Here is a 22,089-nt window from a genome sequence, read left to right on the forward strand (position 1 = left end):
CCGCCGACCCGCCCGCCGTGCGTGCACCCCTGCTGAGTGAGACGTCCCGGACCCTTCGCCAGATGCGAGGGGTCCGGGACGTCTCACTGGCGCGCCGGCGGACGGGCGGCGGATCCGTCCTCGGGGGGCGCCCGGGTTCAGCCGCGGACGACGCGGGCGATCGTCTCCACGGCCGGGCGCAGCTCGCCGAAGGACTGGGCGAACACCTCGTCGCTGCGACCCCACGGGTCGACGACGTCGTCGCCGCCCGTGGCGCCGGCCTGCATGCCGCGCTGCGCCGCAGCCAGCGGGATCAGCGCCGCCAGTCGCTCGGCCGTCGTGCCCGCCGGCAGCGCGCCGGGGTCGACGGCGTCGGCGAGGCGTGCCAGCTCGCGCAGGGTGAACGTCCGGCGGACCGCGCCCGGGTGCAGCGCGACGATCCTCGACCGGTGCGCCTTGGTCAGGGCCAGCACGAGGTCCGACCCGCGCAGGATCTGCTCGGTGAGCTGCCGCGCGGCGAAGCCCTCCACCGAGGCGCCGGTCCGGGCGACGAGCGTCGCCATTGGCTCGGGGATCGGGGCCCCCACCACCGCGCCGACACCGGCGCTGGCCACCACGACCTCGGACGCCGGGCCCGCGGTGGCCAGGGAGTCGACGCCGAGCTCCGCCGCGAGCAGCCGCTCGACGGCGGGGGAGCGGCAGATGTTGCCCGTGCAGACCGCCAGGACGGTGAAGGGTCGTGCCGGGGTGGCCGCGTTCGGGGGATGCACGCCGTGAGCTCCTCGGGGTTCGGGTCGGGCGGTGCGGTCGCGCCGCCACGGTCACCCGGCGCCAGTGTGCGCGACCGGTGGGACGTGACCCAACCAGGGACCGGCCCGTCCCGCCAGGTGACGGACGAGCACGACAGGGAGGAGCTCCGGTGAGCCGGCTCGACGACGGTCGCGGTGCGGGGCGGACGACGGGCGGGCTCCCGACGGTGGCCCCGCTGGCTCCGGCGACCCACGCTGCCGTGCCGACCCCCCGGGCGCCGGTCGCGTCCGAGCGAGGGGTGACCGACGCGATGCGCCCACCGGCACCGCCGTCGCGCCGCGCGCGTCGCGAGCGCGCCGGCGCGGTCCAGGGGCTGCCCCGCCGTCGCCCCGGCCGCCGGCTGCTCGCGGTCGGGGCCGCCGCCCTCGTCGCGGTCCTCGCCTGGGTCGGATGGGTCGCGCTCGACGCCCTGCGCGCGCGCGACGCGCTCGTCGCGGCCGCCGGTGGCGTCGACCGGCTGCGGGCGCAGGTCCTGGACGGCGACCTCGAGGGCGCCTCGACGACGCTCGCGTCGCTGCAGGCCGACGCCTCGACGGCCCGGGACCGTACCCACGGCCCGCACTGGTCGCTCGCGGGCGCGCTCCCGGGGACCGGCCCCACCGCACGCGCGGTGCAGACGGTGAGCGAGGTGGTCGACGCGCTGGCGACGACGGCGCTGCCCGCGCTCATGGACGCCGCCGCGCTCGTCGACCCGGCGGCGATGGCGCCCGTCGACGGCCGGGTGGACCTCGCGCCGCTCGTCGCCGCCCGCCCCGGCGTCGTCGCGGCCGACGGCGCGGTCCAGGACGCGCTGGCCGCCGTGCGCGGGGTCGACGCGGACGCCGTCGTCGGACCCGTGGCCGTGCAGCTCACCCGCCTCGACGACCAGCTCACCGGCGTCGCCACAGCGACGGCGGCCGCGGCACGCGCCGTCGAGCTGCTGCCGCCCATGCTCGGCGTCGACGGCCCGCGGGACTACCTGCTGCTGGTGCAGAACAACGCCGAGCTCCGCGCGACCGGGGGGATCCCCGGCTCGGTCGTGCTGCTGCGCGCGGAGGCCGGAGCCCTCGAGGTCGTCGACCAGCGCTCCGGGGGGTCGCTGGGCGACCTCGCGGCACCGGTCCTGCCGCTGACCGCCGCCGAGCAGGCGCTCTTCGGGACCGACCTCGCCGCCGACATGCGCGACGTCACCTTCACCCCGGACTTCCCCCGCTCCGGCGAGATCGCCCGCGCCATCTGGCAGCAGCAGGTCGGTGGCGACGTCGACGGCGTCCTCTCCGTCGACCCCGGCGCCCTGGCCCACGTGCTCGGCGCGACGGGGCCGGTGGCGCTGGCGGACGGGAGCACGCTCACGGCCGAGAACGCCGTCCGCCTGCTGCTCAACACCGTGTACCTGGACATCGAAGACCCGGCGGACCAGGACGTGTTCTTCGCCGACACGGCGGCGACCGTGTTCGACGCGCTGGTGTCCGGCGGGGCGAGCGCCTCGGCGACGCTCGACGCGCTCGCCGTCAGCGCCAGGGAGGGCCGGCTGATGCTGTGGTCCGCCCACCCTGCCGAGCAGGCGCTCCTCGCCGGCACGCCGCTCAGCGGCGAGCTGCGCGGCGTCCGGGAAGGCGTGCCGGTCGTGGGCCTGTACTTCAACGACGCCATCCCGGCGAAGATGGGGTACTACCTGCGGTCCGACGTCACCACGGTGCCCACGGACTGCACCGCCGACGGTGCGCCGACGTTCACCGTCACCGTGGACCTGACCTCCACCGCCCCGGCGGACGCCGCGTCCCTGCCGCCCTACGTCACCGGTACCGAGGACGGCTTCCCCCGGGGCGACCTGCAGACCAACGTGCTCGCCTACGCGCCGGAGGGCGGCCGGGTGGAGACCGTCCGGGTGAACGGCGGCGCTGCCGCCGTCTTCGCCCAGACGCACGACGGCCTGGGCGTCGTGGGGCAGACCATCCAGCTGAAGCCGGGCGGGACGGTGCAGATCGCCTACGACGTCGTCGGCGGAGCGGGACAGACCGGATCACCGGTCATCCGCACGACGCCGTTGACCGCGTCGAGCGTCACCGCCGGTCCCGGTGCGGACTGCTCATAGGCGCGGGCTCGGTGCCGATGGGAAGGGCGTCGAGCAAGACAGCCCGCCACACACTTCTGGAGTCCTATCGTGATCCGCCGTACCGCCCTGGTGTCCGCTGCTGCGGCCGCCCTCGTCCTCGTCCCGACCGCGGCCATGGCGTACGACGCCCCCGGCTACACGTCCTCCGTCTCCGACGCCACCCCGGCGACCGGCGCCCCGATCTCCCTCGCGGTGAACGGTGACCCGGCCACCGCCGGCAAGACCGTCCTGCTGACCGTCACCTCCACGCCGGCGTCCCTGCCGAACAGCGCCATCGAGATCGCCGGCACGGCGACGGCCTCCAAGGTCGCCAACGCCAGCGGTGACGTGAAGTTCTCCGTGACGCTGAGCCAGCCCGGCACCTACAGCGCCGTCGCCACGGTCGACGGTGCCGCCGTCTCCACGATGGACCTCAACGTCGCCTCGGCCGCCTCGGCCGCCTCGGCCGCCACGGCGTCCGGCAAGGCCCTGGCCGAGACCGGCTTCGACGGTGCGGGCCTGGCCGCAGGCGCCGGTGCGCTCGTCGTCGCCGGTGCCGGTGCGGTCCTGATCGCCAAGCGCCGCCAGACCGCCGCGATCTGACCCACGGCCTCGGCTGCAGCACCGCAGCACCGCGTCACCTGAAGGGCCGGAGCCCCGCGCCATCTGGCGTGGGCTCCGGTCCTTCGTGCGTCGCGGTGGGAGGAGCTCGTGACCGGGTTGGCGTCCTCGGCCGGGCCGGTGGTGCGCCGGCTCGTTCTGCAGCCGGCCTCGCGAGGCTCGGCCGACTCTAAGGACCTGACCCGGAGGGCACGGAACCCGGCAGTTCCGGTGGGCGGCATCATCATCTGCTCACGCACGACTCGCTGATTCCCGAGTCGACGGCTCTCCTTCGACAGCACTCGGGCTCACGCCGACGTGCCACGGCCAGGGGCGTCATCGCGGAGCTCCGGAGGGCGACGACGCCTTCGCCGTCGTCGCCGGAAGCAATGCCACGGGCACCCGCGAGAGCCTGGACCGGGATACCCGCCCGAGCGGTGGCGGCTCTGCTCGACACCGCGTGATCGACCGTTGCGACGACTGCTGGAAATCGATCCTTGGCCGGGTAGGTCCATGCTGCCTCGGTGATCGACGCATGCACCCGCCGCGCTACGGGGGGACAGCTGTCCGAGTTCCTGCACACCGACGTGACCCTGGGCGTACGGGGGACGGGATCGCAGCGGCAGCCGGCGGCCACGGCGGCACAGGCCCGACGAACCACAGCGACAACGCGGGTAACACCTCGCCGCGCGCTACGCCCGGCCTCCTTCGCCGCGAACCGCGGACAAGAACTAGACCGTCGCGTGCAATGAGCCCACGGACTTACCGGGCTCGCGGTCAAGTCCCCAGGAGTGGTGGAGCGATTGGGGTGTGATCCGCGAGGTGTTCAGGGCGGTCGGGTCTGGACGGGTCGGCGATCACTTCTCCGACGACGTTGCCGGGAATGCCGGTGAGGTGGGCGTGCGCGAGGGTGTCCGGCCGAGGTAGCGGCGTTCTCTGGCCCGACCGTCGTGCTGCTCGGCCAGTCCGACACCGACCAGGCGGGTGATCGAGTTGCGGTCGGAGATGCGGCGACGGAATTCAGCAGCTCGTCGGTTGCGTGAACCCGGGTCGGGTCGGGCTGGTCGTACACCGAGTGCTGCTCGCCTCGACGTCCGCCCGGGAGCTCCTGAGCCACCCAGACTCGAGTTCCACCACGTCGTGCCTGTCGGCCGACGACAAGGCGAAGACGAACGTGCCGAGCAGGTCGTGCCCCAGGTCCGGAGAGGCCTACGCCAGGTGCTCGTGCAAGACCCGGGCGGGTCGATACCCGAGGGCGCGGTCATCGGGTCGTCCTCTTCCAGAACGCCGTGGAAGGTCAACTGCGGGAGCTCACACGGTGACCGCGACCGTCGTCGACGACGACGCGATCAGCGGGCCAGCAGGACACCGCTCCGGCGGTCATCTCCGGGTTCCGGGGCGGATGTCTCAGCGGACGCTGCTCGGCCCGGCGCGGCGAGCAGTCTGCGACGCAAGGCGCGACGCACGGGGACATCGAACACATGCGTGACGAGCGCAGCAAGCGCGACCATGGCGGTGGTCGTCACCAGGACCGCCAACGGGCGGTACACGCCTCGACTCGATAGGTCGAGCAGCAGCACGTACCCGATGTTCTGGTGCAGGAGGTACAGCGGATAGGAGATCGCGCCGAGGAACTTCAGGGGACGACACGTCAGCCCCAGCGGCCGCCAGAGGAGCACAAGCATGACTGTCGCGAACAGCAGTGCGCCGAACACTGCGATCTTCGGCTGTGCGAGGGCGACCGTGCCGATCGCGGCGGCCGGGAACAGCAGCACGGCCGGCCGGCGGTCCCCCTCGTAGATCGCCAGCGCGACGATCCCGACCATGAACCATGGAAGATTCTGAGCGACCGCCGACCACTCGAGCTGCTCGCGAGGAATCACGACAACGGCGACCAACGTCATTCCCAGCCATGCGTAGAGTGTCGTCGGAAGTCGACGCGGAGTCAGTGCCCCGCCGAACCAGAGGATTGCGCAGGTGATGTAGAACAGAAGCTCCACGCCAAGTGTCCAGTATGCTCCCTCGACATGGGGGATACCGAGAAACCCCTGGACCATCGTGATGTTCGCCAGTGCGTCGAACCATGACACTCCCATGCTGGGAGGCCCGAAGAGCGCCACCACGAGGAACGTCCCGCACAGCCCGAGCCAGTACACCGGGTAGAGGCGGATGAAGCGCGATACCGCGAATCGCGAGACGGTGGACCCGCGCAGGGACAGCGCGATGACGAACCCCGAGATGATGAAGAACAGGCGGACGCCCTCGCGGCCCACGAGCGCCGCGTGCACGGGTACGCCCAGCTCTGGATACATGGTGGGGCCATGCATCAGGTAGTGGTATCCGACCACCGCGAGTGCGGCGATCCCACGCATGCCGTCGAGCGCGGCTACACGGCCTTGCTTCGCCGGTGACGCCTTGGCCTTCGCGCCGGACTGTTGCATCGTGGTGGTCGCCTCACTGTCGTGAGCCCGCCGAGCCGGCAGGCGTCATGCCGAAAACGCCGCCACTGCGTGGTCGAGCCGTTCGAGTGCGGCGCATCCTGGGTGGCGTCCTTGCAGTCGCCCCCGGACGCCGCGAGCACGAACGAGTGGCGATATGTCCCCTGATCGGCCCAGTCGAACGGCGCAGCAGGGATTCCCGCTGTGACGTGGCTTACGCCGAACGAGCTCGTAGCGCGCCGCCCTGGCCGATGTCATCGGGCGCGACACGGCAGACCACGACGAGGGCCGGGACCGTGTTGGTCTGGACCGTGCTCGGTCATGGGTATGCGGGACGGGTCACACGGCGACCGGCCGCCTGTGCTGCAGCCCTCGACGGCGTGACCCGCCGTGCCGTCCGGCGGCTCGACCGAGCACCTGGGCATCCAGACCGGGGGCCCGCATCTCGACCGCTGCCCGGGACGCGCCGACCAGGAGCCAGAACATGCTGCTCGTGAACGAGAAGGACATGGCGTCGAACGACAGGAACATGAACAGGACCGACGCGCTGACTGCCGAGAGGAGCGGCGACCGCGAGCTCAGCGCGTACGCGACGGCCGGGACGAGGAGGATCAGCCCCACGATTCCGAATCGGCCGGCCGTCGTCAGGAACTGGTTGTCCGCGACGGTCTCGAGCGCGAAGTCGCGGCCCTGGCCGAAGATGGCCCCCGCACCCGGTCGGGACATCGTTTCGAGGAACCGCCCCCATCCGCTCAGACGGTTGGTCAACGAGAACGGCGACACCTCGCGTGCCTCGTCGATGGTGCTCGACACGTACAGCCAGGTCAGCGGGATCAGAGCCAGGAGGATCAGCGTGCGCAGGCCGCGCCGCGTCGGGCTGTGCCGGTGAGCGAAGTAGATGACCACGGCGAACCCGAGTGCCGCGAGCGAGCTCCGCGACCCGGACAGCGCGATCCCCCAGCCGAGCAGCGCGACCAACAGCATGCGCAGCCCGGCATGGCGCACCGCGCCGCGCGCGAGGACGAACAGCAGGGCGACGGAGCAGGCGACCCCGAGCAGGATGGGGTGGCCCATGCTGCCGCTCGCGCGCAGGAACCCGTCCAGCACCAGGTTCGACCGGACGACGTACCCGACATCCGCGGTCGCCGCGAGGGAGATGGCCCAGGGCGCCCGCGCCTGCACCTCCATCATCGCGATCAGCGCCTGGAGCGCACCGACGAGGACGAGCACCCGCCCGATGGCAAGGAGCTCGCGACGGGTCAGCAGTCCTCCGACGAAGGTCATCACGACGGCTGAGGCCACGGGGCTGGCGACCATCAGGAACGACGTGTCCGTCCCCAGGTTGAGGATGCTCGTCACGACGACCGCCGCGCCGTACGCGGCCCCGAGGGCCAGGGGTCCCGGTGACCGTGTCCGACCGGCGAGCTTGCCGTAGGACACCACGGCTCCGATGACCGGCAGTCCGCCGATCAGCATCTCCGCGGTGGCGTGCGGCAGCCGGAGCGCCGGGCTGAGGTACAGGCTCGCGAGCAGGATGGCGATGGAGATCCCCATCACGAGCGCACGAGCGAAGTCGTCCGACGGCGCGGGCGCCCGCGTGGCGCGGTCGGTCGCAGTGAGACCGACCGGCCTCGCTCGCTGCTTGTGCTCCCGGACAACGCTCATGTCACTCCTTGCTGGTGGGTCGGGCCCGCGCCCGCGGGTCGGTGCAGACGCCGCAGGGACGCCGGAGCGGGAGTTGCGGGCGCGCGGCGCCCGCACCTCCCACCGGTGTCTACGGCCGCCTCGGCGACGGGTCGACGTCGTCGGGCGCCCCCGCCGTCGCACGCTGCTGCGAGGTGGTGCTGACCATCTCCGTGGCGACGTCGCCCTCCGCGCGGGACGGGAACCGGCGGCTGGTCGTACCGGCTGACCGCTGCTGCGGAAGACGCGCGGACGACGATCGCTTCTGCCGGCGGCCCATCGCCTCGGCCGGGGCCGAGGAGTAGTCGTAGTACGCGTACGTGTCGCCCTGGGTACGAGCCAGGCGGTTGAGGACGACGCCGAGCACGCGGGCGTTAACGGTCTCCAGCGCGCCCATGGCCTCGGCCAGCTGCTGGCGCTGGAGCTTCTCGGACCCCACGACGACGAGGGCGCCGCCGGTGAGCTTGGCCAGGATGGCCGCGTCCGTCACCGGCAGGAGTGGCGGGGTGTCGATGAGGACCACGTCGTAGGCGCGGGCCAGCTCGTCGAGCAGGTTGGCCATGGAGCGCGAGCCCAGCAGCTCGCTCGGGTTCGGCGGGATCTGCCCGGAGGGCAGGACGTGCAGGTTGCCGTTGCCCCACGGCTGGACGACGTCCTGGACGGACGCATGGCCGATCAGGACCGTGGTGAGACCCACCTCGCCCTCGAGGCCCATGTACTCCGCGACGGAGGGTCGGCGCAGGTCGGCATCGACGAGGATCACGCGCGATCCCGCGTCCGCGAGGCTGATCGCCAGGTTCACGGTCGTGGTCGACTTGCCCTCGCCCGGGAGGGACGACGTGACCACGATCGTCTGCGGACGGTCGGCGATGTCCAGGAACTGCAGGTTGGTCCGAAGGCGCCGGAACGACTCCGCCCGGTGGCTCTGCGGGCTGGTCTGGACGATCAGCGGCTCGTCGGGCGCGTTGTCGTCGTAGCCGATCGTCGCGATGACGGAGGTGCTCGTGACCTGGTTGACGTCGGCCTCGGTGCGCACCTTCGTGTCGAGGACCTCGCGCAGCACAGCCAGGCCGACGCCGGCCGTGAGCCCGACGAGCATGCCCAGTGCCAGGTTCAGGGCCGTGTTCGGCGACGACGGCACGGTAGGGGACGTCGCGGTGCGCACGGTGTTGATCTCCACCGGCGACGCAGCGGCGTCGGTCGGCTTCTCCAGGAGCGTCACCTGCGTCGCGAGGCTGCCCGCCACGGCGTTCGCGACGCCGGCGGCGACCTGGGGGTCCGGGTCGCTCGCGGTGATGTTGATCAGCACGGTGTCCAGCGGCGAGCTCGAGGTCACCGACTTCGCGAGCTCGTCCGGGGTGGTGGCCAGGTCCAAGTGCTCGATGACCGGGATGAGCACGCGCGGGCTGGTGACGAGGTCGGTGTACGACTTCACCTGCTTCTGCGTGAAGCTGCTGCCCTGCACCAGGTCGGAGGTGCTGCCGCCCGCGGTCCGCACGGACACGAACACCTGGGACTTCGCCTCGTAGATCGGCGTGGTGAGGAAGGTCGCCGCGACGGCGCCGCACAGCGCCAGCGTGGTGATGAGCACCACCGAGACCCAGCGCTTGCGCAAGGCGACGAGGTAGTCGTGCAGTTCCATCCGGCTTCTCCTGCTTCCTGCGGGTGTGACCACCCGTGAACGATTGGTGCGTTATTCCTCCATTCGGCCGCACCCCGGCCGATGTGAGGGGTGGCTCGCGACCAGCGGGCTGGAGAGCCCGACAGGACCCATCGGGGCCGGCACCCGTCCCGAGCAGCCGGCGTGCGCTCCCGGCACTGGGGGCAGCGATGCAGCAGACGAGGAGCACCATGGCGGACACCGCCACCCTTGACGAGATCCGCCAGGAGGCGCCGACGCCCGGCCGCACGGCACCGGCCGAGCACCAGCCGCGCTGGTGGTCCGGGTACGGCACACGCCTTCTGCTGACCGACGCCGTCGCCGTCTACATCGCGGTGTTCACCGCGTACGTCGTGCGCTTCGACGACCTCGGTGCGGCGCGCGTCCGCGGCGAGATGGAGCCCAGCTACCTCATCGTCTCCATCGCGCTGATGTGGGCGTGGCTCCTGGCTCTGGTCGTCGGCCGGACCCAGGACCGCCGGATCGTCGGTGCCGGGCCCGCGGAGTACCAGCGAGTCGTGGGGGCGACCTGGCGGATCTTCGCCGCGGTCGCGGTCATGTCCTTCCTGCTCCGGATGGAGATCGCCCGCGGCTACCTGGCGATCGCCTTCCCGCTCGGGACGGTGCTGGTCCTGGCCGGGCGCCTCCTGTCGCGCCGTTGGCTGCACCGGGAGCGGCGGGCCGGGCACCTGCTCTCGCGCGTCGTGGTGATCGGGCACCGCAGCAAGGCGGAGGCCCTGGTGCGCGAGCTGGCCGGCCGGCCCCTCGCGGGCTTCGGAGTGGTCGGGGTGTGCGTCTCGGACGGACCGGTCCCGCTGGGCGAGACCGTGCTCGGCGTCCCCGTCCTGGGCACGTTCGTCGATGCCGCGCAGGTGGCGCGCGACGTCCGCGCCGATGCCGTCGCGGTCTCAGGATCGGACGCGATCACCGCCGACGCGGTCCGCAAGCTCGGGTGGGACCTCGAGGGCTCGGGCATCGACCTGGCGCTGGCCGTCTCGCTCACCGACGTCGCCGGCCCGCGCGTGCTCATGCAGCCGGTGAGCGGGCTGCCGATGATGTACGTGGACGAGCCGCGGTTCTCCGGGCCCAAGTACGCGCTGAAGTCGGCGTTCGACGTCGTCTGCGCAGTGGTCATCCTCGTGCTGCTCTCCCCGCTGCTCGCCGTCGTCGCAGCGGCCGTCAAGGCCACCAGCCGCGGGCCGGTCTTCTTCTTCCAGGAGCGTGTCGGTCGCAACGGCAGGTCGTTCCGGGTCGTCAAGTTCCGCTCCATGCAGGCCGGCGCGCACGCCATGCTCGACGAGGTGATGGGCGACGACCTCCCGCTCTTCTACAAGCTCCAGGTGGACCCGCGGGTCACCCCGCTGGGGAAGGTCCTCAGGCGCTACTCCCTGGACGAGCTGCCGCAGCTGTTCAACGTCCTCCGCGGGGAGATGAGCCTGGTCGGGCCGAGGCCGCAGATCGACCGTGAGGTCGCGCAGTACGACCGTGCCGCGCACCGGCGTCTGCTCGTCAAGCCCGGGCTCACCGGGCTGTGGCAGGTGTCCGGTCGGTCGGGCCTGAGCCCCGAGGAGGGGATCCGCATGGACGTCTACTACGTCGAGAACTGGACGCTGTTCGGCGACCTCGCGATCCTCTTCCGCACGGCGAAGGCCGTGGTCCAGGGCGAGGGGGCCTACTGATGGCCGGGATACTCGTGCACGAGTGGCTCAGCCGGACGGGTGGGTCGGAGAAGGTCTTCGACGCGATGGTGGAGGCGTTCCCGGACGCCGACGTGCTGGCGCTCTGGAACGACGCGCCCGACCGCCGGTACCCCGGCCGTCACGTCCGTGAGACCTGGCTGGCGCGGACCCCCCTGCGCCGCTCCAAGGCCGCGGCGCTCGCGCTGATGCCGGCGACCTGGCGGCGCCAGCCCGCCGTCCCCGCGGAGTGGGCCCTGGTCAGCACGCACCTCTTCGCCCACCACGTCTCCTTCGCCGGGCAGCCGGCTGACTTCCGCAAGTACCTGTACGTCCACACGCCGGCCCGGTACATCTGGACGCCGGAGCTGGACCGACGCGGGAACGGCCTGCTGCCCCGGACGGCGTCCGCCGCCCTGCGTCCGCTCGACAGACGACGTGCGCACGAGGCGTTCGCCGTCGCGGCGAACAGCGCCTACGTCCGCGACCGGATCGCGTCCACCTGGGGTGTCGACGCGACCGTCATCCACCCGCCCGTGGACGTGACCGAGATCCAGGCGGTCGAGAGATGGGCGGACACGCTGGACCCGGAGGAGCGCCGGCTCCTCGAGTCGCTCCCGGGCGAGTACCTCCTCGGCGCGTCGCGCTTCATCCCGTACAAGCGCCTCGACCTGGTGATCGCCGCCGGTGAGGCCGCCGGACTGCCTGTCGTCCTGGCTGGTGCCGGTCCGCTGCTGGACGAGCTGGTCGCGCGGGGACGCGAGGCGTCGGTGCCCGTGCACGTGCTCGAGGACCCGAGCGACGGCCTGCTGCGCGCGCTGTTCCAGGAGGCCCTCGTCTACGTCTTCCCGGCTGTCGAGGACTTCGGCATCATGCCGGTCGAGGCGATGGCCGCCGGCACGCCCGTCCTCACGCTCGACCGTGGGGGCGCTGCGGAGTCCGTGGTGGACGGCCGCACCGGTGCGCACTGGGACGGACGGCCCGGGTCGCTGCGGGCGGCCGTCCTGCGTGCCGCGGCGTGCTCCCGGGGCGCGGCGCGCGACCGTGCCCAGGACTTCTCGCGCGAGGTGTTCACCGAGCGGCTCCACTCGTGGATGGGTCTCCGGTGACGGCGTCGCAGGTGACGGCGCAGGAGCACGGCCGCCGGACGATCTCGATCGCGCTCTGCACGTACGACGGCATGCCCTACGTCGTCGACCAGGTGCGGAGCATCCTCGAGCAGACGATGCCGCCCGACGAGGTCGTGCTGGCCGACGACGGCTCGGCGGACGGCACCGTCGACGCCGTGCGGGAGGCCGTCCGGGCCGCCGGCGGCGCCGACGTGCGGCTGCGGGTCGTCGAGGCGGCGGACGCCCCGCTGGGCGTGGCCGCCAACTTCGAGCGTGCGATCGCGGCCTGCAGCGGGGACCTGATCCTGCTGGCGGACCAGGACGACGTCTGGCGCCCGCACAAGATCGAGCGACTCGTCCGCGAGCTCGACTCGGACCCGTCGGCCGTGCTCGTGGCGAGCAACGCACGTCTCGTCGGTCCGGGGGGTGAACCCCTCGGACGGGACCTGTTCGGGACGCTCGGCGCGGGCGTCGACGAACTGCGCTCCCTGAGCGGTCCAGAAGCCCTGGCGGTCCTGCTCCGCGGCAACGTGCTCCCCGGGATGACCTTCCTCTTCGTCCGGGCGCTGGCCGACCGGGCGCTGCCGATCCCGCCGTCGTGGCCGCACGACTCTTGGCTGGCCGTGGTGGCAGCGACCGCCGCGGGCCTGCGCGTGGTCGACGACGTGCTGGTGGACTACCGCCAGCACGGCAGGAACGTCGTCGGGGTCCAGGAACGGACGCCGGGGTATCTGCTTCGCCGGCTCGTGCGCTCGACCCCGACCGCGCACGCGAAGTCCGACCGCATGCGTGCACTGCTCGCCCGGCTGCCCGAGCTCGACGAGGGGCACGGGTCCCACCGGGAGGAGGTGCGAGGTTCCCTCGCGTTCCACGTCCGCCGGGCGCGGCTCAGGCGGTCCCGGCTGCTTCGTGCCGGCCCGGTCGCACGGCTCGTGCTGGTCGGCTCGTACACCAGGTACGCCCGCAACGGCCGGCTCGATGCCGTCCGCGACCTGCTGGCCACGGGACCCGTGTGAGCCGCCTGCTACGCAGGGCCGGCAGGTCCGGGCCCGGAGCGTCCATCTCGGCCGTCGGCCGATCCATCGCAGCGCAAGGGAAGGGCAGGGAGCGATGATCCTCATCGTCGATCCGAAGTCGGGGCGTGGCGGCGGCCAGGTGGTCCTCGAAGAGCTGCTCGTCGAGCTCGGCGACGCGGTACCCGTCTCGCTCGCGATGCCGCCGGCAAGCCGGGACGGCGTGCGCATCCCGCCGCACGTGGCGACGTTCGACACCGCGTCGGACGCGCTCGCGGCCGTTGCGCCGGCGGAGCCCGTCCTCGTCGTGGCCAACGCGAACGCCGCGCTGCCCGTCGTGCACCGGGTCTCGGCGCAGGCGCGGCGAGACGGTCGCCCCGTGGCGAGCGCCGCGATCGTCCACAACTACCCGGTGAGCCGCCTCAAGGGCGCCGTGACGAAGCACCTCCTCGGTCGGGTGGACACGGCGATCGTCGTCGAACCCGGTCTGACCACGCTTCGGTCCGATGCCGTCATCCCGAGCTGGCTGAGCGTCCGCCGCTCGGACGTCCCCGACGTCCCGGCGCGGATCACGTCGACGCGCCGGGTGAAGGCCTTCGCCCGGCCTGATGCCAGCAAGGGCCTGCACCTGCTCCCGGCGATCTTCACGGCGCTCGAGGCGGCCGGCTTCCCGTGCGAGGTCGCGCTGGGGACGGGCCTGACGGGGGACCGCCGCTACGAGGCGCGTCTGCGGGACGACCTGGCGCCCTGGCTCGTGCGGGGTCCCCGCGACGCCTCGTGGATCGAGCCGGGCGACCTGTTCGTCGTGGCGTCGACCGGCGGCGAGACAGCGTGCCTCGCCGCGCAGGAGGCGATGTCACGGGGTGCGGTCGTGGCCGCGTCCCGCATCGGGCTGATGCCGTACCTGACGCCGGTCAACCACGGGATCAGGACCTTCGCGATCGGCGATCGATCAGGCGCTGTCGCGGCCGCGCTGGAGCTGCTGACGCTGCCTCCGGCGCGCTTCGACGCGGAGAGCCGCGCCGGGGCCGCGATGATCGCGGACCGGGCGGGACGGTGGTACGTCGACGCCAGGGACCTCCTGCTCGACCGTCACGAGCGGCTCGCCGGGACCCTGGTCGCCGGTCACCCCGCCGCTGTGCGGTCCAGCGAGGACGAGGTGGCGACGTGCGCGTGACCTTTGTCCTCCCGGGCGTCGCTCTGCATCCCGTCGGCGGGTACAAGGTCGTGTACCAGTACGCGAACCACCTCGTCGGGGCCGGCCACGACGTGACGGTGCTGCATCTTCGGCCGGACAAGCCCGGCGATGCGGGGCGCCACCCGCTGCGTCGCTCCGCGCTGCGGGCCGCCTACCGGCTGGCCCGTAGCAGGCGGCCGACGTGGTTCTCCCTGGACCGACGGATCGCGGTGGTGAATGCCGCCACGCAGTCGCCGCGTCTGGTTCCCGGGTCCGACGTGATCGTCGCGACGTCTGTGCGGACGGCCCACTTCGTCGCCTCGGTCAGCTCGGCGACGTCGGCCCGCGGGTACTACTTCCTCCAGCACTACGAGGACTTCACCGCTCCGGCTGCGGTCGTGGACGCCACGTGGCGGCTGCCGCTGCGCAAGATCGCCGTCGCGGAGTGGCTGGCCGTCCGGGCGCGCGAGCTCGGCGTCGAGGCGGTCGTGGTGCCCAACGCACCCGATCTCGGACTGTTCGTCCGGGGCGAGCCGATCGCGGCGCGGCCGCACGCCGTCGTGGCCATGGTGTCCGACCAGGTGTGGAAGAGGACGGACCTGGTCGCCGACGCCATGCGCACCCTCGCGCAGGCGTCGCCGGGGGCCCAGCTGCTGACGTTCGGCACGTGCACCCGGCCTGCGGTGCTGCCCCCCGAGGTCCGGCACGTCCGCACGCCGACACCGGCGCAGCTCACCGCGCTGTACCAGTCGGCTCGCGTCTTCGTGTGCGCCAGTGACTACGAGGGCTTCGGCCTCCCGGTCGCCGAGGCGATGGCGAGCGGGGCAGCGGTGGTCAGCACGGACAACGGCGGCGTGCGGAGCTTCGCCGGCGACACGATCGTCTACGCGCCCGTGGGTGACGGGCGGGCGCTCGCGGCGAGGACCCTGGAGCTCCTGGCCGACGAGGACGCGTGCACCGCGAAGGCGGACGCCGGGCACGAGAAGATCATGAGCTACGGGCTGAGCGAGGCCGCGTCGTGCTTCGAGAGGTGCCTGGCCGATGTCGCCTAGCCAGCACCTGCGGCCACGTCCGGTCGTGTCGACGGAGCGCGGTACGGGCGTGGCGCGCTGGCCGTTGGCGCGGCGCCTGCTGGGCTTCGCCTCCCTGCCGTTCGCCGGCGCGATAGCCCCCGTCGTCCTGCTGCCGCTGGTGTCCCGCGCGAGCGGTCCCGGCGGGTGGGCTGGGATCGCCACCGCGCAGGCGGTCGGGACGCTCGCCGCGACGATCATCATGTTCGGCTGGTCGGTCTCCGGTCAGTCGGAGGTCGCCCTCGCACCGACGGAGCGCGACGCGGCCGCGGTGTACCGACGTTCGTTGCGCTCCCGGCTGCTGCTCGCCGCCGTCGTCGTGCCGACCGGCGCCCTCGCGTTCCTGGTGGGCTCCGGCTCGTACGGCGTCGTGAACAGCCTGATGTACGTCGCCTCGGCAGTGACCGGGCTGTCGTTCGGCTGGTACTGCGTCGGGCGTGCGAGGCCGGGTTGGGTCGCGGCCTACGAGGTGCTCCCCAAGGTGCTGGCGATGGTGGTGGCGGCCGTCGTCCTGCTCGTCACCGGGCTCGTGTGGGTCTACCCGGCGGCTCTGCTCGCCGCCACCGTCGGCGGCGCGCTCCTGTTCCAGCGTCGGTGCGTGCCCGCGCAGGACGGGTCCCGATGGGACCTGGGCACGGCGTGGCGCGACTCCACCAGCCGGTGGCGCGCCGGCGCCCTCTCCATCGCGGGCGGGATCTACGCGTCGGCCCCACTGCCCCTCGCGGCCGTCCTGGCGTCCGTCGACGAGGTGGCGACGCTGGCGTCCGGCGACAAGCTCTACCGATACGGCCTGTTCGGCGTCATCGGTCTCGCGAACGGTCTGCAGGCGTGGGTGCTGAGCGGCGAGGGTGCGCGTCGCACGGCACGCAGGCAGTCGTCCGCCGTCTCGGCGCACGCAGTTCTGGGCGGTGTCGGCCTGGCCTTCCTCGTGCTGGTCGGCGAACGCGCGTCGGCGATCATCTTCGGGCAGTCGGTGGCCGCGGGCACCGCGGTCGTCGTGGCCTGCGGTGTCGCGTACGCGGCCGTCAGCATGTCGACGCCGCTCGTCCGCAACACGCTGATCCCGGGTGGCAGGCCGGGTGTCGTGCTCGCCACGACCACGGTCACGGGGGTGCTCGGCGTGGGTGTCATGTGGACGCTGGGCCTGCATCTCGGCGCGGCGGGCATCGCCTGGGGCTTCGCGGCCAGCGAGGTCCTCAACCTGGCGCTCCTCGCGTCGGCGGTGCTGGTGATCGGCCGGCGACAGCGTGCCCGCGCGACCCGAGGAGCTGGGCAGCGATGACGACCATGGACGTGCGGTCACGGGTGCGTGGCGGGGCGGCGCGGGCTGTCCGATGGGCGGTACGCACGGCGCTCCCGCGGGTGCTCACCGTGGCGCGGGCGGTGCTCCCGGCGCGCGGTCACGTCTTCGTCGCCGGGACGCCGTCGACGGAGGGCAACGCGGTGGAGATCGTCCGGTGCCTGCTCGACCGGTATCCCGGGGACGTCGTCTGGGCGGACGCCCCGACTCCGGCGTACCTGGCAGCCGTCGGACTTCCGTACGCCGGCCGGGTGCGTCGGGTCGCCAAGGGGAGCTTGGGTGCCCTCGGGAGGTACGCGACGGCCGAGGCGGTGTTCTTCACCCACGGCCTGTACGGCGAGCCGTCGGTCGACCGGCGGAAGCTGACCGTCAACCTGTGGCACGGCGACGGGCTGAAGAAGACCGATCGGCTGTTTCCTGCGCGCACCCTGCACGGTCGCCCGTCCGACGTCGTCGTCTCCCAGACACGCCTGTGGGGACGCTCCAAGGTCGCGGCGTCGGGTCTGCGTGACGAGGACCTCCTGCTGACCGGGCACCCCAGGAACGGCGCGCTCCTCGAGCCCGCGACGGCGGCAGACCTCACCGCCCTGGGGATTGACCCCGCCCGTCCGTTCGTCGCGTGGATGCCGGCCTTCAGGTCGGCTCGGGCCCTTGGGACGATGCGTTCCTTCAGCGACTCCGACGACGTCCACGCCGACAGGCGGCTCGCGGAGCAGCTCGCTGCGGGCGTCGTCCGGCTGCGTGGCGCGGGGTTGCAGGTCGTCGCCAAGGCGCACCCGTTCGACGCGGTCGCTCGGGACGTCCCGGGCGTGCTGCAGGTGGACGACGCCACGCTCGAAGCGCGCGGAGTCCGCCTGTACTCGCTGCTCGGGGCGTCGGCGGGCCTGATCTCGGACGTGTCGAGCGTGTGGGTCGACTACCTCGCGCTGGACCGCCCGATCGGGATGTTCTGGCCGGACCGCGGCGCGTACCTGCGTGGTCGTGGGGTCGAGCCGGAGTGGCTGCTCTCCCTGTTGCCCGGGGACGACCTGGAGACCGAAGCTGACTTCGACTCGTTCGCCCGTGACGTGCTCTGCGGTGGGGCTCAGTCACTGGGCCGTCGGCAGGCCACACGCTCCGCGATCGGGTTCGTCGCCACGCGCACACCGGGGCACGACCTCCTGGACGCGCTCGCGTCCCGAGGCGGCCGATTCGGGCAGAGGGTCGCCTCGCGCGGGCCCGCCGCGCCGGGACCGGCCGTACGGACGGAGCGCGAGGACCGCCGGTGACAGCGGCCGACCGGAGCCGACGCCGCGGCCGCCTCAGGCCGCACCGAACCGGACCTCGGTCACCGTGTCGGGCTCCCGTACGCGCTCCCCCGCGATGAACCTCCACTTCGGCGGGCGCCGGCGCCGCGCTTCCTCGTCCCGGGAGGTGTGCCCCCCGAGTTTCCACCAGGTAACGCCGGCGGACACCCCCGCCACCTTCCGACACCGTCTGGGACCATGCCGCCATGGCGACCTCGACCCCCACCAAGCCGACGGCCCCCACCAGCGCCGTCGACCGCTACTTCAAGATCACCGAGCGCGGCTCGAGCGTCGGCGCGGAGGTGCGCGGCGGCCTGGTGACGTTCTTCGCGATGAGCTACATCATCGTGCTGAACCCGCTGATCATCGGGACCGTGCCGGACGGCACCGGGCAGTTCCTCGGCGGCGGTACCGAGCCCAACCTGGGCATGGTCGCCGCGACGACCGCGCTCGTGGCCGGGGTCATGACGATCCTCATGGGCGTGGTGGCCAACTTCCCGCTCGCGCTCGCCGCCGGGCTCGGCCTGAACGCCGTGGTCGCCTTCTCGATCGCCAGCCTGGACGGCGTGACCTGGGCCGACGCCATGGGCCTGGTGGTCCTGGAGGGCCTGATCATCCTGCTCCTGGTGCTGACCGGGTTCCGCGAGGCGGTCTTCCGTGCGGTCCCGGTCCAGCTCAAGACGGCGATCAGCGTCGGGATCGGCCTGTTCATCGCGCTGATCGGCCTGGTGGACGCCGGCTTCGTGTCCCAGGGCAACGGGACCCCGCTGCAGCTCGGGTCGAACGGCTCGCTGGCCGGCTGGCCGATCCTGGTGTTCGTCGTCGGGCTGCTGCTGATGATCGTGCTGTTCACCCGCGGCGTGCGCGGGGCGATCCTCATCTCGATCATCGCGGCCACCCTGCTGGCGGTGGTCCTGGAGGCGGTCGTCGGCATCGGCGGCCGCTCGGAGGACAACCCCACGGGCTGGAGCCTGGACGTCCCGGCCGTCCCGGACCAGCTCGTCGCGGCGCCGGACTTCTCGCTCCTGGGCAACTTCTCGCTGTTCGGCTCGATCGAGAAGATCGGTGTCGTCGCCGTCGTGCTGCTCGTGTTCTCGATCATGCTGGCCGACTTCTTCGACACGATGGGGACGATGGTCGCCATCGGCGGCGAGGCGGACCTGCTCGACGAGAAGGGAAACCCGCCCCGCACGCGCCAGATCCTGGTCGTCGACTCCCTCGCGGCAGCGGCCGGCGGCGCGGGCAGCGTCTCGTCCAACACCAGCTACATCGAGTCCGCGACCGGGGTCGGGGACGGCGCCCGGACGGGTCTGGCGTCGGTCGTCACCGGCATCGCGTTCCTGCTGGCCACGTTCCTGTCGCCGCTGGTGGCGATGGTGCCTTACGAGGCCGCGACGCCGGCGCTGGTGATGGTCGGGTTCCTCATGATGATGCAGGTCTCCGGCATCACCTGGAAGGACTACGAGATCGCCGTCCCGGCGTTCCTCACCATCGTCCTGATGCCGTTCACGTACTCGATCACCACCGGGATCGGTGCGGGCTTCATCGCCTTCGTCGTGCTGAAGGTCTCGGCCGGCAAGGTGCGCCAGGTCCATCCGCTGATGTGGCTGTCCGCCGCCCTCTTCGTCGTCTACTTCGCCCTCGGGCCCATCAGGACCCTGCTCGGCGTCTGAGCGGCGGCGGCCGGGCTCCTGGCCGCCGGCGCCTAGACTCGGGCTCTCAACCAGCGACACGTGGGGACCTCACCATGCGCATCTCCGTCATCGGCTGCGGCTACCTCGGCGCGGTGCACGCCGCCGCCATGGCCCAGCTGGGTCACGACGTCGTGGGCGTCGACGTCGACCCGGCGAAGGTCGACGCCCTCTCGCACGCGCGTGCTCCGTTCTTCGAGCCCGGCCTGCCCGAGCTGCTGCGCGAGGCGGCCGACACCGGCCGCCTGCGGTTCACGACCGACATGGGCGAGATCGCCGGCGCCCAGGTGCACTTCATCTGCGTGGGCACCCCGCAGAAGCGCGGGGAGTTCGGCGCGGACCTGGCCTACGTGGACGCCGCGTTCGACGGCGTGATGGCCCACCTCGGGCCGGACGGCGTCGTCGTGGGCAAGTCCACCGTGCCGGTCGGCACCGCCGAGCGCCTGGCCCAGCGGCTGACGGACGCCGGCTCGACCGCGACGCTCGTGTGGAACCCCGAGTTCCTGCGTGAGGGCTTCGCCGTGCAGGACACGCTGCACCCGGACCGGCTGGTCTACGGGGTCCCGGCCGGCGAGGCGGGGGAGCGCGCGAAGGCCGCCCTCGACGAGGTGTACGCGACCCCGCTGAGCGAGGGCACCCCGCTCGTGGTGACCGACTACGCCACCGCCCAGCTGGTCAAGGTCGCGGCGAACTCCTTCCTGGCGACCAAGATCTCCTTCATCAACGCCATGGCCGAGCTGTGCGAGGCCACCGGCGCCGACGTGACGAGCCTGGCGGACGCGATCGGGCACGACGCGCGCATCGGGCGCCGGTTCCTCAACGCCGGTCTCGGCTTCGGTGGCGGCTGCCTGCCCAAGGACATCCGGGCCTTCATGGCCCGCGCCGGCGAGCTGGGCGTGGACCAGGCGCTGTCCTTCCTGCGCGAGGTCGACTCCATCAACATGCGCCGCCGGGTGCGCATGGTGGACCTGGCCCGCGAGGTCTGCGACGGCTCCATCGTGGGTCGCCGGGTCGCCGTCCTGGGTGCCTCCTTCAAGCCCGACAGCGACGACGTGCGCGACTCCCCGGCCCTGTCCGTCGCCGCGCAGATGCAGCTGCAGGGCGCCCGCGTCGTGGTCACCGACCCGCAGGCGATCGACAACGCCCGCGCCAAGTGGCCGGACCTGTCCTTCGCCGAGACCGCGGAGGAGGCCGCCACGGACGCGGACGTCGTCCTGCTGGCCACGGAGTGGACCGAGTACCGCGAGCTCAACCCGGAGAAGCTGGCCACGGTCGTGCGCTCGCGCAACATCGTCGACGGCCGCAACGTCCTGGACCCGGCCACCTGGCGTGCGGCGGGCTGGACCTACCGGGCCCTGGGGCGTCCCTGACGGTGCGGCCGCGGCCGTCCCCGACCGAGGGCCAGGGACGCCGCGGCCGCACCGCGGCCGCGGCGTCGGTCGCCCTGCTCGCGCTGCTCACGGCCGGCTGCGGCGGGCCGGCACCCCGCGGCGGGTCGGCACCCGGCGGCGGGACTCCGCAGCCCGGCGTCTCGGCGGGGCCTGCTGCGCCCGCGGGCACCCTGAGCCCGGCCGACCCGGGCGCCTACGCGGCCGGGATCGTCGAGGAGACGAACCGCGTGCGGGCGGACGAGGGGCTGGCGGCGCTCACCGGGTCCGCGTGCGCGCAGGACGCCGCCCGGCCCCGCGCCGAGGCCCTGGTCGGCGCCGCCGGTCTCGAGCACGCCCCGATGGACGACGTCCTGACCCGGTGCGCCCCGCACACCACCGCGGCGGAGAACCTCAGCCGCGCTGCGGCGACCCCGGCGGAGGTCGTCGCCGCCTGGCTGGACTCCTACGGGCACCGCGAGAACGTCCTGGACCCGGCCCTGACCGACGTCGGGGTGACCTGCGTCAGGGACGACGACGCGATGCTCTGCGCGCAGATCTTCCTCGGGCCATGACCGCCAGGGCGAGCGCGACACCCAGCGCCGCGCCCGTCGTGTTGGCGGCGACGTCGGTCCAGGTCGCGAACCGCTCGGGGAGCAGCAGGTGCTGCGCCAGCTCGGCCGTGCCCGAGACGAGCGCCGGGCCCAGCACGCCCCACCACCAGCGGCGCCGGTCCATGCCGGTGATGAGCACGCCGAACGGGACGAACATCGCCACGTTCGCGCACCGCTCGAGGAAGGCGTAGTCGAACCACGGCGGCATGCCGAAGCCGTACAGCGTCGCGAACAGGGCCGTCAGCGGGGCCCGCGCCTCGGAGTCCACCGGCGTGGGCCAGCCCACGACGAGCCCGACCAGCACGGTGTAGAGGGCCAGGGCCGCGACCCACGGCAGCCGGCGTCGTGGGCGGGGCGCGGTGCGGGCCGAGGTCCGTCCGCGGCGCGTCGGGGCGCCGGGGGGAGCGTCCACCTTGTCCGGGCCCGCCAGGGTGCGGGTGGAGGGGGCGGAGGTCACCGGGCGAGGCTACGTGCCCGCGCGGCGTCACCCCGGGTCGGGGCGGGTGGATTGCGCCGGACGGGCGGGTGAAATCGCCGACGAC

General features: G+C 72.9%; 17 protein-coding genes. 12 read left to right on the forward strand and 5 right to left on the reverse strand.

Annotated elements, in window-relative coordinates:
* Positions 1-137: 137 nt before the first annotated feature.
* Positions 138-749, reverse strand: a complete 612-nt coding sequence (locus CAE01nite_RS11180) for an arsenate reductase/protein-tyrosine-phosphatase family protein (protein ID WP_146904264.1) — start codon at positions 747-749, stop codon at positions 138-140.
* Between the two features lie 149 nt (positions 750-898).
* Here CAE01nite_RS11180 and CAE01nite_RS11185 point away from each other — a divergent pair, with 149 nt between their 5' ends.
* Together CAE01nite_RS11185 and CAE01nite_RS11190 are read left to right on the forward strand one after the other, a co-directional pair.
* Complete coding sequence (locus tag CAE01nite_RS11185) at positions 899-2,863, forward strand: DUF4012 domain-containing protein (RefSeq protein ID WP_146904266.1); 1,965 nt, start codon at positions 899-901, stop codon at positions 2,861-2,863.
* A 69-nt stretch (positions 2,864-2,932) separates the two neighbouring features.
* The gene (locus tag CAE01nite_RS11190; RefSeq protein WP_222595910.1) at positions 2,933-3,466 is read left to right on the forward strand and encodes a peptidase; all 534 of its coding nucleotides are present in this window, start codon (positions 2,933-2,935) and stop codon (positions 3,464-3,466) included.
* Between the two features lie 1,346 nt (positions 3,467-4,812).
* Here the strand turns inward: CAE01nite_RS11190 and CAE01nite_RS11195 are convergent.
* From CAE01nite_RS11195 to CAE01nite_RS11205, 3 genes are all read right to left on the reverse strand, one after another.
* Positions 4,813-5,904 (reverse strand): acyltransferase family protein, encoded by a 1,092-nt coding sequence (locus CAE01nite_RS11195; RefSeq protein ID WP_146904272.1) that lies wholly within the window; start codon positions 5,902-5,904, stop codon positions 4,813-4,815.
* A gap of 336 nt (positions 5,905-6,240) precedes the next feature.
* Positions 6,241-7,566: an O-antigen ligase family protein gene (locus CAE01nite_RS11200; protein WP_146904275.1), complete on the reverse strand. Its 1,326-nt coding sequence runs from the start codon at positions 7,564-7,566 to the stop codon at positions 6,241-6,243.
* A gap of 109 nt (positions 7,567-7,675) precedes the next feature.
* Entirely contained in the window at positions 7,676-9,226 is a 1,551-nt protein-coding gene (locus CAE01nite_RS11205; RefSeq protein WP_146904278.1) for a tyrosine-protein kinase domain-containing protein, read from the reverse strand.
* A gap of 209 nt (positions 9,227-9,435) precedes the next feature.
* Between CAE01nite_RS11205 and CAE01nite_RS11210 the strand changes: the two genes are divergently transcribed.
* From CAE01nite_RS11210 to CAE01nite_RS11250, 10 genes are all read left to right on the forward strand, one after another.
* Positions 9,436-10,923 carry a sugar transferase gene (locus CAE01nite_RS11210; protein ID WP_146904280.1) on the forward strand — a complete coding sequence of 496 codons (1,488 nt, stop codon included), beginning with the start codon at positions 9,436-9,438 and terminating at the stop codon, positions 10,921-10,923.
* A complete protein-coding gene (locus tag CAE01nite_RS11215) occupies positions 10,923-12,029 on the forward strand; it encodes a glycosyltransferase (protein WP_146904283.1) in 1,107 nt (368 codons plus the stop codon). The genes CAE01nite_RS11210 and CAE01nite_RS11215 overlap by 1 nt, the downstream gene beginning before the upstream one ends.
* Positions 12,026-13,045 (forward strand): glycosyltransferase family 2 protein, encoded by a 1,020-nt coding sequence (locus CAE01nite_RS11220; RefSeq protein WP_146904286.1) that lies wholly within the window; start codon positions 12,026-12,028, stop codon positions 13,043-13,045. Before CAE01nite_RS11215 ends, CAE01nite_RS11220 begins: the two co-directional genes overlap by 4 nt.
* 94 nt (positions 13,046-13,139) lie before the next feature.
* Complete coding sequence (locus CAE01nite_RS11225) at positions 13,140-14,219, forward strand: glycosyltransferase family protein (RefSeq protein WP_146904288.1); 1,080 nt, start codon at positions 13,140-13,142, stop codon at positions 14,217-14,219.
* Entirely contained in the window at positions 14,216-15,271 is a 1,056-nt protein-coding gene (locus tag CAE01nite_RS11230; protein WP_146904291.1) for a glycosyltransferase family 4 protein, read from the forward strand. The genes CAE01nite_RS11225 and CAE01nite_RS11230 overlap by 4 nt, the downstream gene beginning before the upstream one ends.
* A complete protein-coding gene (locus CAE01nite_RS18175; RefSeq protein WP_186816552.1) occupies positions 15,261-16,571 on the forward strand; it encodes a polysaccharide biosynthesis protein in 1,311 nt (436 codons plus the stop codon). The genes CAE01nite_RS11230 and CAE01nite_RS18175 overlap by 11 nt, the downstream gene beginning before the upstream one ends.
* Entirely contained in the window at positions 16,568-17,857 is a 1,290-nt protein-coding gene (locus CAE01nite_RS11235; protein ID WP_186816553.1) for a CDP-glycerol glycerophosphotransferase family protein, read from the forward strand. Before CAE01nite_RS18175 ends, CAE01nite_RS11235 begins: the two co-directional genes overlap by 4 nt.
* Positions 17,858-18,081: 224 nt before the next feature.
* Positions 18,082-19,548: an NCS2 family permease gene (locus tag CAE01nite_RS11240; RefSeq protein WP_146904293.1), complete on the forward strand. Its 1,467-nt coding sequence runs from the start codon at positions 18,082-18,084 to the stop codon at positions 19,546-19,548.
* A gap of 74 nt (positions 19,549-19,622) precedes the next feature.
* Positions 19,623-20,936, forward strand: a complete 1,314-nt coding sequence (locus CAE01nite_RS11245) for a UDP-glucose dehydrogenase family protein (RefSeq protein ID WP_146904296.1) — start codon at positions 19,623-19,625, stop codon at positions 20,934-20,936.
* A gap of 2 nt (positions 20,937-20,938) precedes the next feature.
* Positions 20,939-21,508, forward strand: a complete 570-nt coding sequence (locus tag CAE01nite_RS11250) for a CAP domain-containing protein (protein ID WP_186816554.1) — start codon at positions 20,939-20,941, stop codon at positions 21,506-21,508.
* Here CAE01nite_RS11250 and CAE01nite_RS11255 read toward each other — a convergent pair.
* Positions 21,459-22,004, reverse strand: a complete 546-nt coding sequence (locus CAE01nite_RS11255; RefSeq protein ID WP_146904302.1) for a VanZ family protein — start codon at positions 22,002-22,004, stop codon at positions 21,459-21,461. The two genes, CAE01nite_RS11250 and CAE01nite_RS11255, sit on opposite strands and share 50 nt — an antisense overlap.
* Positions 22,005-22,089: the final 85 nt, after the last annotated feature.

It is taken from the genome of Cellulomonas aerilata (genome assembly GCF_007991755.1).
Lineage (GTDB): Bacteria > Actinomycetota > Actinomycetes > Actinomycetales > Cellulomonadaceae > Pengzhenrongella > Pengzhenrongella aerilata.